The sequence below is a fragment of the Anabaena sphaerica FACHB-251 genome (genome assembly GCF_014696825.1).
Lineage (GTDB): Bacteria > Cyanobacteriota > Cyanobacteriia > Cyanobacteriales > Nostocaceae > RDYJ01.
The window spans coordinates 24,759-37,330 of sequence record NZ_JACJQU010000026.1 but is presented as its reverse complement, the minus strand read 5'-3'; the positions used below and the strand labels follow the sequence as shown (position 1 = coordinate 37,330).

Below are 12,572 nucleotides of genomic sequence, written 5' to 3'. Positions count from 1 at the left end.
TCAAGCATGATACTCAAAGTTTTATTTCTTCTGCCTTCTGCTTTCTCCATTGTGTATTCTGAATCCTTACGTTTATTTTAATTAATTTTGCATTCAACCCATAATACCGATAGACATTATATCAGACAACTACAAATTTTAATATTATACTAATGGCAAAGATTATTTAGTTAGATGATGTTGATTTAGTCATCTAACCTTCATACATTGCTATGATTTTTTTGACGTTGTGCAGATGTTCTTGATAAATTTCGGGAATTTCTTCACCCGCTTCAATAATTAGTTCACCTATAGTATTATTAGCGACTTCATTGATATAATCGATTAATAAATTTGGCATGGTAATCTGTTCTTCGGCAATTTTTTTAATCATAGCCTTGGGATTATCTTGCTCGACTATGGCTTTTAAGACCTGGATTTTGTCTGTTGGCAGGTTTTCTAGAAAGTTACTCCATTCTGGGGGTAAATTGTTGGCAACATATTCTGAAGATTCTATTGGTTCTAGTAATTCATCAAAAGGAAATAATTCAATTTCATGTTCATGGGTGTGATCAGGTAATGATTCTTCAGTGAGGTTTTCTATGTTTTGGAGTAATTCCCAAACTTGGTTTTGTAACAAATCCCGCTCATCTTGTAATAAGGAAATTTGATTTTGTAATTGGCTAATTTCTACTTGTTGTGCTTGTTTTTGAGTTTGTAAATCAGTGAGAGTATTTTCTAGATTTTTTCTGGCGGTTATAGTATCTGTTAGTAGGTTATTTTGATTGGATACCTTAACTTCTAAATTGTGAATTTCTATTCGCAGTTCATAGAGTTTTTCCTCTAGTTGGGGTTTGAGTCTATTGGAGAGAATTAGGTTATTTTCAATTTCCTGTTTTTCTTGTTTAAAGGCTTCAATTTGAGCTTGTAGTTGGGTAATTTCTGAACGTGATAGGTTACTATTTAGCTCTAGACGGCGTTTTTCGGCTGTGAGTTCAGAACAGGTATTTTTGAGTTCTATGGTACTATTGTTTAGGTGATGTAGTTCAGTTTTCAGGTTAGTAATTTCTAGTTCTAACTGCTTTTTCTGTCCAGCCAAACTACCTATCTCTCGATGTAAAGTATCTCTTTGATTACGGGATTCGGATATTTGATTTTGCAGTTGCTGTGATTCTGTATAGAGAATAATTTTATGTTGTTGTACTTGTTGAACTTCTCTAGCAATTCGATATTTTAAGCCTTCAAGTTCTCTGATTTTTCTATGGAGAGAACTTAAAACCAGGAGTTCATAATTTCTGCGTCGTTTATCAACAAATAATGCGGCTGAATAGGTGGCAAGTACGGTAATTATACCAGTGAGGAAAGCTTTAGTAAAATCCCAGTTGGGAACAAGACTTAAACCAAAACTCACACTAAAGGCAGATACACCTAGAATCAATCGATTACTTACTATTCCGGATTGCATTTTGCTTGTTTTGAGCGTAGTAACCTGGTGGGAATCAGTAGTTATTAAGGTCATTATTTTTCACATCTTCTTGAAAATCAGGTTGTGTAAATAAAAAATTTATTAGTAAGTTAATTACAGGCTATTTTTATTTTCGCCATACACAGCTAAATCTGCTTTTAAGAAGTCAACAAACTGCCGTGCTGTTCGGCCAGAACGGCCATTATGGCGAGTTGCCCATTGTAAAGCTTGATATTCTAAATCTTCTTGTTTAATATTAATGCCCGTTTGTACTGCTAAATGCTCGACAATTTGTAAATATGTTTTTTGATCTGCGGCTTCAAAGGTTAATGTTAAACCAAAGCGATCGCTAAAGGAAAGCTTTTCCTGCATTGTATCCCAAGCATGGACTTCTTCCTTATCCTTGGGGGTAGGTCTATCACTAAAATATTCCCGAATTAAGTGACGACGGTTAGATGTAGCATAAACCACTACATTTTCCGGTCTAGCGGTTAAACTGCCTTCTAAAACTACTTTTAGTGCTTTAAAAGCATCATCATCTTCCTCAAAAGAAAGATCATCCACAAAGATGATAAATTTCTGCGGCACTCCCCGCAACTGTTCGACAATTTGTGGTAGGTTTTGTAGTTCCGACTTTGACACTTCGATCAAGCGCAGGTTTTTGTTGCTATATTCATTCAATAAAGATTTTACTAAAGATGACTTGCCAGAACCGCGACTACCGTAAAGTAATACGTGCAGTGCTGGCTGTCCTGACAATAAAAACCTGGTATTTTTTAACAAAGTCTCTTTTTGCCAGTCATAACCTACGAGTGTATCCAGTTTAACTGGGTCAGGATAGGGTATACCAACAAACTGCCCATCTTGCCACCTAAAGGCGCGATAACGGGCAAATAAACCAGTCCCATGCTGCTGATAATAAGCTGCTAAATCTTTGACAGCATCAGCCCAAGTGTCTAAATATTGGAGAGAGGTAATTAAATCGGTATCAACTTCTATTCCTTCTGGTTCTTGATACCACACGACGGGGGAAACCGGCAAATGAGATACAACTTGCACCCACTCACTTAAAACCGCACTGTTACATTCATATAAATTTTGTAATACTTGTAAATCATGTTGGGCTGCTGCGACTAACGCCGGTGGTAAATCAGTAAATTCTCGCTGTTGAGCTAGTTTGGTAAAGGGGTTGTCAGCAATGAGAATTTGGCTAATTAAGAATTCTTCCCAAGTTTGTTTGCTGGCAGCCAAAGCTTGAAAATAATTACCGTAAGCTTGGAGACAGTCGCGCCCATCGGCATCCGTATAACGTATAGCTTGTAACAAATCAAGAAACGCGATCGCTACTTCGCCTTTAAGGACAGATTGGTAAAGTAAAAGAGACGCTGCTTGGCGTTGGAAGAATTGTACTTTGGTGTAAGACGAAGTATTTACGGTAGACATCGCTTGATTATCCATCAATCAACTGTAATTGTCTGCTGAATCTAGAAGTAAAATCCAAATCAACACAGGTTGTAACAATGAATTTAGGTATAGTTGCCGCTTTTGGCTATGGCATTTTAGCATTAGTAGGTGGAATCATTGGCTACATCCAAGCCAAGAGCAAAGTTTCCTTAATGAGTGGTAGCATTAGCGGTTTATTACTACTCTTTGCTGGTTACTGCCAACTTCAGGGACAAACCTGGGGTTTAACTTTAGCAGCGTTTGTCACTGCTATTTTAGTAGTTTTCTTTGCCTTTAGATTAGCTAAAATACGTAAATTTATGCCCGCCGGACTGATGATTATTTTTGGTATGCTGACATTAGTGATCATATTGAATCAAATTTTTACTCCTCAGTAGCATTAGTATTTAAGTTACAATATGTATCTCGTTGAATCCAGTAGGATAGTACAATTATATTATAAATGATGACGTAATTTTTATGACATATCGGTCAATAAGGATAAAAAAACTCCTTGAGAGCAAATATATCGACTAGCAATTATTAACTTGCTAGTAAAAATTACTATCAATAAGATTTAAAAACAGAACTCTATATATACTAGAGTTATTATTGTCAATAGTGTAAAGATTGTATGGAGTATTCAGTATAATTTAAAGGAAAAATAAAGGTAATTTTGCCATTTTGGCAGGTTTTCCTGAGATAAATAAGATATTACTAGATAGTAGCAATCGTTATTAATGTTTGCGCTATTGTAGCTATCTACCCAATCCTGCTCAGGCTAAATCAACGCCGACCTCAGTAATTCACTCAGCAATTTAAGCAACTAGGAAAATCATACATGATAATATCACTGTCTTCTCAAAATGTTATCCAGTATCTGCAAAAAGCAGGTCTGTGTAGCTCAGAAGATGGCGCATTATATGCATCTGATTTACCAGAAAGTGTCGGTAATAATCGGAATTTACTGGTGAAGCTGGCAGATAATCGTAAACTTCTGGTTAAACAAGAACGGCGCATAAATTTTGATAGCAGTCCCCATGAATTTTTTAATGAGTGGCTGTTTCACCAATTACTCGATCAGTTTCCAGTTCTTGGCAATATTTCGGCGATCGCATCATTATTGCTCCATTTTGATGAAGAAAATTCTATCCTTGTCCGTAGTTACTTAAGCGAATATATAGAATTGGGGAAATTTTACGAAAATCACAGTATTTTCCCCATTGAAATTGCCACTGCTATTGGTACTACATTAGCGGGGTTACATCGTTCTACCTTCCAAAAACGAGAGTATCGTGATTTTATGGATACTGCTCCCCAAGGACAGTTTCGCTATCACTATTACAACCCGGCTCAAGGAATAGGCTCGATTAATCAAGATATTTTTGGCAATATTCCCACTGAGGCACTAAAGTTTCATACTCTCTATCAGCAATACGAAAGTTTAGAATCAGCGATCGCCGACTTAGCTTATGAATGGAAACCCTGTTGTCTAACTCATAACGATTTGCAGTTAAACAATATTTTGGTTCATTCCCGTTGGCAACAACTAGATAATTGCCTGGTAAGATTGATTGATTGGCAAGCTTGCGCTTGGGGAGATCCAGCTTTTGATTTAGGGACTTTACTAGCAAGTTATGTCAAAATTTGGCTCTCAAGTTTAGTAGTAGATCCCAGTTTAGAGCTAGAAGAATCTCTACATTTGGCAATGATACCCCTAGAGGTTATTCAACCTTCCATTTTGGCGATAATCCGCGCTTATATCCTGGCTTTTCCCATGATTTTGGAGTACCGTCGGGACTTTGTATTACGTGTGATTCAGTTTACAGGTTTGGCACTAACTCATCAGATTCAAAACATGATTGAGAATCGCAAATACTTTGATAATAGCCACCTGTGTATGCTGGAAGTTGCTAAAAGTCTGTTAACCATGCCTGAGCAAGCAGTGTTAACTATTTTCGGGAGTTCCGAGTCAGAAATTCTCCAACCTGTAACCGGATTAAACACAATCGCTAAACCTGAACAGGAAAAGCAACTACTGCGGATTTATCACGAAAAAACTCGCCTACGTGGTTGTTAGTATTTTAGGTAGTATTTTAGTTAGTATTTTAAATTAGGAGGTGCAAATTTATTAATGTTAGATAATTCTACCAATCAAATCCTCAATTCTTTATTTGATATTGCCAGCAATATTCAGATTTCGCCTAACTTTTGTATTCAACATCCCAATTATCAACCTTTTGCTCTACCAGCGACAGTAGCAAATAGATTTAAACACAATTCCCCAGATTTACAACATAAATATCTGGCTCTACTATTGCGGAATTTTCTCCACGGTATTTATTATAATGGTTCGCTGCAAACTGTTTTATCAGTCGATGCTGATCATGGTGATTACTCACCACCGAAAAATTTAGAGCGAAATTATACTGTGGGCATTGATTGGGATTTTTACGAACAATTACACCAAAATAATCACGGTATTGGTCACTATGATCCTAATTGGGAAGTATTAAGATTAGAACCTGATCGGACTATAGCCGTCACTAAAAATAATTTGACATTGTATGTTGAGCCAGAATGCTATCTCAAATCTAGTAAAAAGTCTGTAAGAGTGGGTGATTTAATTGCCATTTGGATGCCCAAAAATCGCCTACAAAATGGCTGTTATATAGCGGTTAGTAATCTAGGACAGGAACGGCAAGTTACATCAGAGGCTAATTTGGGAGTAGGACGAATTTATTTTAATTTTAGTCCATTGGGTGCGATCGCTCTCATGGATACCCTCACACAACAACTCAACAACGCCAATATTCCCTTTAGTTTTGAAGTTCTTTACAACCCTGGGGCTTATGGGCGTTATGATGCTGGTATACTTCACTTTGAACGACAAAACTATCCAGCCATTCACAAAATTCTTCAAGCTGTGTACAAACAGCATCAATCTTATTTTCAGCCAGAAATTCCCCTATTTACAAAATTTTTAGCTCCCGGACTCAGTTTAGCAGAAGAACCAAACCAAAAATTTGCCGCACAGGAAAGTTTTGGTATGAACCGATGTCAAATAGTTGCTAATGCTTTGTTAGAAGCTTGGGAAAAAGGTAAAAATGCCATTGAAGAACGGATGCGGATCATTGATCAGCATTTTGCACAGCATTTAATTGATGTCCAGCGTCCTTATCTTAACCCCAGTTCTGAAGATATATACATCCCCTTAAATTGCTAATTTTTGTCAGTGCAGTAAAATGAGTTTGTAGAGCAGGTAAAATACCTGCTTTTTGTTTTAATTGAGGATTTTTACAAGATGATTTTCACATATCAAAGAACTGTAAGATTTCCAGATACTGATGCTGCTGGAGTGGTTTATTTTGCTAATGCTTTAAGTATGTGTCATGAAGCTTACGAAGAATCTCTCCGACATTCAGGCATAAATATCAGAACTTTTTTTACACATCCATCTGTGGCTTTTCCCATTGTTCATGCAAATGTAGATTTTTTGCGTCCGATGTATTGCGGTGACAAGTTAATGATTAGTTTAATACCACAAAAAATAGGTATTGATAAATTTAACATTACCTATGAAATTACGGTGACTGAAGTAATAGTTGCTAAGGCAATTACTAGGCACGTTTGTATTGATGTGAATAATAGAATTAAGCAGGAATTACCAAATGAGATGATTTCTTGGTTGGAAATGAACCGCAGAGACGCAGAGGGCGCTGAGAGAAGAAAATTAAGGGAAGAGATTATATAATTCTTAATTAAGAATTATGAGATGAGTGAGCAAGAAAATCCTCAGCGATTTTTTGGAGTTCGGGGTGGTTGATTTTACCTTGGGCGTTACGGGGTAGGTTTGGTAGGGAAATCCAATGTTTAGGAATCTTAAATTTACTAAGTTTATCTTTGAGATGAGTTTCAATTTCTAAAATAGAGGTATTTGGGTTTTTAGGAATATAAATAGCTGTTAACGCTTGTCCCCAATGTTTATCAGGTATACCAATTACACAAACATCAATAATCAGGTTTGTTTTTCTAATTGCTGATTCAACTTCTATCGGATAAATATTTTCACCTCCAGAAATAATTTTATTACTACTACGTCCGATAATATGTAAATATCCTTCGGCATCTAAAAACCCAATATCATCCACTAAGAAATTATTTGGATTTTCCCAAAGCTGCGGATAATAACCTAAAGCCAAAGATTTTGCTTTAATCAGAATATTTCCTGTTAGATTATCAATGGTTACTTGGGCATGGGGTAAAATTTGCCCACTGTTATTTTTACCATTCAAAAAATCATCAGGTTTAAGAGTAACAATTTGAGAAGCTGTTTCTGTCATCCCATAGGTAGGTGCTAATCTAATGTGATGAAATCTCGCTTTTTCTAACAATTCCTCCCATGCCGGCGCACCTCCTAAAAGTACGGTTTCAAACTGACTAAGCCATGTTGTTAATTCGGGCTTTTGTAGCAGTTTTTGTAACTGAGTAGGAACTAAAGATATGCAAAAATCTGAATGATTAATATTAGGTATTCGTTGAGATTCGATTTCTTTAAATGAGGTAATAACTAATTTACCGCCAGTGATAAAACTTCGCATAAACTGCATCAAACCACTGACATGATATAGGGGTAATACACAAAAAGAATTAACTGCATTTAACTGAAAATATTCTATAAACCCTTGCACAGATGCCGTTAATGTTTCCCATGTATGAATCGCAAATTTAATCTTTCCCGATGAACCACCTGTAGGAATCATAATCGAATTTGAGATTGCTGATAAGTTATTATTCCCAGTCCCCAGTCCCCAGTCCCCAGTCTCCAGTCCCCAAACTATATCCGGTTGCACCAAATTAAAAACTTGTTCCCACTCATTTTTTCCCCAGTCGGGATTACATAAAAAGACTGGACACTTAGCAGCACAAGCAGCAATAAAACTGGCTAAAAATCTCACTGGTTCGCGTTCAGCTAAAATTATTTTGGGGGGGATGGCTTTTTTCGATAATTCAATTAATTGAAAATATAATTCTGTGGCTATTTGATAAAACTCTTGGCTATCATCACCAATTAACCAAGCATGATTTTTAAAATTTTGTAAATAATCTAAAGGTTGTTTCATGAACTTTTTATTGAAGTTTGAGTATTTCTAGATAAAATAGTGATTGATGCCAAAACCAACTGCACGATGATTTCTAGATAATTCTCCTGCTAATTTTAGGGCAGCTTGTCTACCAATTTCAGTTTCAAATACAGATGAAAATACCACATCAATTTGATGTTGCTGACAAAATTTCCTTAACCGGGATGGTGAACCTACTATTCCCGGTTTAATCACAAAAATACCTCGCCAACCTTGTTTGTAACAATCTTCAAGTTGTTGTAATGTAGCGACAGATTCATCTAAAGCAATTTTTGTATCATAATCATTACTCAATTCCCGCATTTCTGAGAACTTATCTACAGGTAGCGGTTGTTCAATAAATTCAATTCTGTTTTTTAGACTTTCGCAAGTTGTCAACCATAATTTAGCTTCTTGATAGCTGAGTCCACCATTAGCATCTAAACGTAATTTTGCTGAATTTGGTAAGTTCTGAATCAGTGAGTTAAAAATATTTAATTCTTTGGATATTTCATCAACACCAATTTTCCATTTAAATGTTTTATAACCCTGGTTCCATAAACTTGTCCATTGATTTAAAACGGCTTCTCCTGCTGGTAATAAGCCGCTATAGGTGAGATTTTGGTAATTTATAAATTCTGGTTTTTCTTGAAAATTTTCTAGTGCTGACTCAAAACCAAATTGACAAGCTGGTAATTTATCTGGAATATCAAAAATTATCTCTGGTGTAATTTCGGTTGGTAGTTGATGACAAAATTTTAAAGCTTGTTCTACAGTTTCAGAACCGAACCAAGAAATTGGGGAAATTTCCCCCCAACGAACTCTACCTGTAACATCAATCAGACGGATAATTATGCTTTCGCGAATTTCCCAAATTCCATGATTGGTAATTACAGGACGAGTGAATTTTTGACTAATGGGACGAAAAGAAAATTGATAAATCATGAACCAATCACAAATCCTAAACCCAAAAGTAAGCAACTTAAAAAATGAACTTTGACAGCAATGAATTTACAGTTACTAACTTTTTCTGGTAGGTGATGATTTTCTAGAACATGACGACATAATTGGAAAGCAAAAGGTAAACTTAACCAACTTAGTAATGTCCAAATTGGGAAAATGCCCAACACAACTAATAACAAAGATAAGGGATAAATACTAGCTGTAAACCCAACTAATACTTGTGCGCCTTTTGCTGTACCTAAGCGCACAATAGGCGATCGCTTTCCTGCGGCTATGTCATCCTTAACTTGGTGAAAATGTGAGCAAAATAAAACTAAACTGGTGACGATACCAACAATCACAGCAGCGGCTAAATTGGTGATTGACCAAGTTTGAGTTTGACTGTAGTATGCTGCCGTCATTCCTAAAGGTCCAAAAGCAAAAAAGCAGAGAATTTCGCCTAAACCCTGGTATCCTAGACGAAAGGGGGGTCCTTGGTACATATAACCCAAACCGCAGCACAGGAGGATTATACCAATTACCGTCGGGTCTTTTTGCAAAAGAGCGATCGCAATTATTCCCAACAAACCCGAACCTAAACACAAATTACCTAACCAAAACATTAACTGCTTGTTACCAGTTAAATTCACCAGCGAGTGATGTTTATTTTTATCAATACCTGTTTCTGCATCAAAAACATCATTACTAATATTTTCCCAAGCCAAAATTAAAATGGCCGCAGTTATAAAAACTGCAAATATTACACCATTAAAAATCTTAGTTTCTGCAAATGCTACCGCCGAACCTACCCATATAGGCATAATAGCAACACTGTACATTGGCGGTTTGATAGCCGCCATCCATAATTTATTTTTGGGGATTGATATCTGATTTGTAGTCATCAGTCGTGTTCAGTTACATTACTAGAAATTTCCTTAAGTAGATCAACTTCATTTAACATAAACTCTCACGATATAGATCCCCGACTTCTCAAATAAGTCGGGGATCTTGGTATTAAGTTTTTTAAGTTGAGCTACTCATCAGTTAGATTTTATAGTTTGCTGAGACATTTTACGGTGGTAAATTGCCAAAAAATGCTAATTTTGTGATTGCTGGTTTACCTCCTGGTAACAAAACTTGACTTGACATTTTGCGGCCACAAACAGCATCTGTACTGGAAAACCCCAGAACCAAGTCAAGTTGAGGCTGGTTAATGGCCACTTAATATGCTACCTATAGAAATACGACCACGACTTATTACACTTTAGGAAGATAACTTAAAAAAAATTAACTTATACATCCATGACAATTTCACCATGTCGCAGCAGTTTCTTTGTAGACTATAAAGATTTGCATCAATTACTGTTAGCCGTGCAGGAAAAGTGCTATGAAAATCACAGCCAACAAATTGTTAGTATTTCCCTGCCAATTGATTTCATAGACCCTTTAGTTGTATTAGATAAGTTTGCCCAAGCAAATACATTAAATTTTTACTTTGAGAACAAAAGCAAAGGTGAAGCTATTGCAGCCATTGATGCTATCACAAAATTAGAGATTACTGGTAAACACAGATTTAGTAAAACTGAAGAATTTATCAAAGATTGTCTAAAAAATGTGATTAATTTTGGCAATACTAACCAACCTTTCGGCGCTACTCACTTTTTTTGTAGCTTCAGCTTTTTTGATCAGCATCACCAATTAGATTATCCATTTCCATCTGCGACTATTTTTCTACCTAAATTACAAGTAGCTGTCAAAAATGCTTCTTGCACCTTAGTTGTAAATAATCTGATTCATGGTGATATTAATATTCAAACAATATTACGGGAATTACAAAGCCAAATTAAGACCATCCAATCCTTAGTAAATTACTCTTCAAACATTGAAATTTCTCCAGCGAACTTTATCAAAAACCAGATTACCAATTCCGGCATATTTAAACATTCAGTATTATCAGCATTAGAAAAAATAGAATCTAAGCATTTAATAAAAATTGTTTTAGCAGATGCCTTGGATGTCAGATCATATAATTCCTTTAACTTATTCAAATCTTTAAATAATCTGCGCCAATTACATCCTAATTGTTATGTCTTCTCTACCAGCAATGGCAAAGGACAAAACTTTATTGGTGCTAGTCCAGAACGCTTAATTAGTATTCAAAATCAGCAATTAATTACTGATGCTTTAGCAGGTTCAGCACCCAGAGGTAAAACACCTAATGAAGATGCGGCTAATGCCAACGACTTAGTTAATAGTAACAAAGAAAAACACGAACACAGCCTAGTAATTGATTTTATCACCCAACGTTTATCACAACTAGGTTTATTTCCGCAAATTTTAGCCCCGCGTCTACGACAATTATCTAATATCCAACATTTATGGACACCAATTACGGCTGTAGTACCTGCTAACATCCACCCTTTAAAAATCGTTGCCCAATTGCATCCGACACCAGCAGTTGCAGGTGCAGCCAGAGATATTGCTTGTGAGGAAATTCGCCGTTATGAAAGTTTTGAAAGAGGTTTATATGCTGCACCTTTAGGTTGGGTAGATGGGGAAGGAAATTGTGAGTTTATTGTCGGTATTCGTTCAGCATTAATAGATGGCGATCGCGCCAGACTTTATGCTGGTGCTGGTATCGTCGCCGGTTCTGATCCTGAAAAGGAATTTGCTGAGGTACAACTTAAACTGCAAGCATTACTCAAAGCATTAGTTTAAGGAGATAAGTTATGGATAATTACAAGCAGCAGATAATAGAATTTTTTAATTCTAGAACTGCCTATGATCAGGAAAAAGGTTCTCAGCATCCGCTTGAAGCCATTTTTTTACTTGAATCTATACCTCTTCATCAAGGACAAAAAATCCTGGATATTGCCACTGGCACAGGTTTAGTTGCTATTCCCACAGCTTTAAAAGTAGGTTCAGAAGGCTATGTTATTGGTGTAGATATGTCTCCAGGAATGCTACGTCAAGCCAGAGAAAAAGTTGCAGCAGTAGGGTTAAAAAATATAGAATTCATTGAAGAAGATGCGGAGTATATACATTTTAATGATGGAAGTTTTGATGTCATCTTTTGTTGTTCATCAATTGTATATTTTATCGATATTCCTACCAGTTTACAAAAGTGGCATCGCTTTCTAAAACCAGAAGGATTCGTTGCATTTACTTGTCCTACTGAAACTGCTTATATGGCATCTGTTTACACAACTATTTGTGCTAATTTTTTCGGTGTTGAACTACCACATATTCTTGCCACACTTGGTACTCCTGAGAAGTGCCATAAGTTGCTAACCCAAGCAGGTCTTAGAGATATCGAGATTAAAATTGAAAAAAGCGGAAGATATAGCAATTTCAGTAATACAAAATTATCTAATAAATTGTTAAATTTAATATTTAAAGGTCATCCTTTGTTAGCAGAAATATCACAAGGACAATTAGATCAGTTACAAGTTGAATATAAATCAGAATTAGAAAAACTCGTAACTGATCAAGGAGTTTGGGAAGAGACTACAACTTTCTTTGTTCGGGCTAGAAAATGAGGTGAAGTCTGAAATTTTAAATATATAATTTGCCGCGAACTTGCAGGAATATGACATAATCAACTCAAAAAAAAAGTTGAA

The 12,572-nt window shown here is 36.0% G+C and carries 12 protein-coding genes; 6 read left to right on the top strand and 6 right to left on the bottom strand.

The window, feature by feature from the left end; translation table 11 throughout:
- Positions 1 to 193: 193 nt before the first annotated feature.
- On the bottom strand, positions 194 to 1,444 hold the full coding sequence (locus H6G06_RS24785; RefSeq protein WP_190564724.1) for a tellurite resistance TerB C-terminal domain-containing protein: 1,251 nt from the start codon (positions 1,442 to 1,444) through the stop codon (positions 194 to 196).
- A gap of 114 nt (positions 1,445 to 1,558) precedes the next feature.
- The gene (locus H6G06_RS24780; RefSeq protein WP_190564723.1) at positions 1,559 to 2,887 is read right to left on the bottom strand and encodes an ATP-binding protein; all 1,329 of its coding nucleotides are present in this window, start codon (positions 2,885 to 2,887) and stop codon (positions 1,559 to 1,561) included.
- A gap of 77 nt (positions 2,888 to 2,964) precedes the next feature.
- Here H6G06_RS24780 and H6G06_RS24775 point away from each other — a divergent pair, with 77 nt between their 5' ends.
- The 4 genes from H6G06_RS24775 to H6G06_RS24760 all read left to right on the top strand — a co-directional run bounded on the left by H6G06_RS24775 (position 2,965) and on the right by H6G06_RS24760 (position 6,641).
- Positions 2,965 to 3,285, top strand: a complete 321-nt coding sequence (locus H6G06_RS24775) for a TMEM14 family protein (protein ID WP_190564722.1) — start codon at positions 2,965 to 2,967, stop codon at positions 3,283 to 3,285.
- A gap of 443 nt (positions 3,286 to 3,728) precedes the next feature.
- Positions 3,729 to 4,967, top strand: a complete 1,239-nt coding sequence (locus H6G06_RS24770) for an aminoglycoside phosphotransferase family protein (protein WP_190564721.1) — start codon at positions 3,729 to 3,731, stop codon at positions 4,965 to 4,967.
- Positions 4,968 to 5,021: 54 nt separating this feature from the next.
- Positions 5,022 to 6,113 carry a T3SS effector HopA1 family protein gene (locus tag H6G06_RS24765; RefSeq protein ID WP_190564720.1) on the top strand — a complete coding sequence of 364 codons (1,092 nt, stop codon included), beginning with the start codon at positions 5,022 to 5,024 and terminating at the stop codon, positions 6,111 to 6,113.
- A gap of 78 nt (positions 6,114 to 6,191) precedes the next feature.
- A complete protein-coding gene (locus tag H6G06_RS24760) occupies positions 6,192 to 6,641 on the top strand; it encodes an acyl-CoA thioesterase (RefSeq protein ID WP_190564719.1) in 450 nt (149 codons plus the stop codon).
- Between the two features lie 7 nt (positions 6,642 to 6,648).
- Here H6G06_RS24760 and H6G06_RS24755 read toward each other — a convergent pair whose 3' ends face one another.
- The 4 genes from H6G06_RS24755 to H6G06_RS24740 all read right to left on the bottom strand — a co-directional run bounded on the left by H6G06_RS24755 (position 6,649) and on the right by H6G06_RS24740 (position 10,173).
- Positions 6,649 to 8,010, bottom strand: a complete 1,362-nt coding sequence (locus H6G06_RS24755) for a 2-succinylbenzoate--CoA ligase (protein WP_190564718.1) — start codon at positions 8,008 to 8,010, stop codon at positions 6,649 to 6,651.
- A gap of 27 nt (positions 8,011 to 8,037) precedes the next feature.
- Complete coding sequence (locus H6G06_RS24750) at positions 8,038 to 8,955, bottom strand: o-succinylbenzoate synthase (RefSeq protein WP_190564717.1); 918 nt, start codon at positions 8,953 to 8,955, stop codon at positions 8,038 to 8,040.
- Entirely contained in the window at positions 8,952 to 9,854 is a 903-nt protein-coding gene (gene menA, locus H6G06_RS24745) for a 2-carboxy-1,4-naphthoquinone phytyltransferase (protein ID WP_190564716.1), read from the bottom strand. Before menA ends, H6G06_RS24750 begins: the two co-directional genes overlap by 4 nt.
- 169 nt (positions 9,855 to 10,023) lie before the next feature.
- Positions 10,024 to 10,173: a hypothetical protein gene (locus tag H6G06_RS24740; RefSeq protein ID WP_190564715.1), complete on the bottom strand. Its 150-nt coding sequence runs from the start codon at positions 10,171 to 10,173 to the stop codon at positions 10,024 to 10,026.
- A gap of 81 nt (positions 10,174 to 10,254) precedes the next feature.
- Here H6G06_RS24740 and H6G06_RS24735 point away from each other — a divergent pair, with 81 nt between their 5' ends.
- Positions 10,255 to 11,670 (top strand): isochorismate synthase, encoded by a 1,416-nt coding sequence (locus H6G06_RS24735; RefSeq protein ID WP_190564714.1) that lies wholly within the window; start codon positions 10,255 to 10,257, stop codon positions 11,668 to 11,670.
- An 11-nt stretch (positions 11,671 to 11,681) separates the two neighbouring features.
- Entirely contained in the window at positions 11,682 to 12,491 is an 810-nt protein-coding gene (locus tag H6G06_RS24730) for a class I SAM-dependent methyltransferase (protein ID WP_190564713.1), read from the top strand.
- Positions 12,492 to 12,572: the final 81 nt, after the last annotated feature.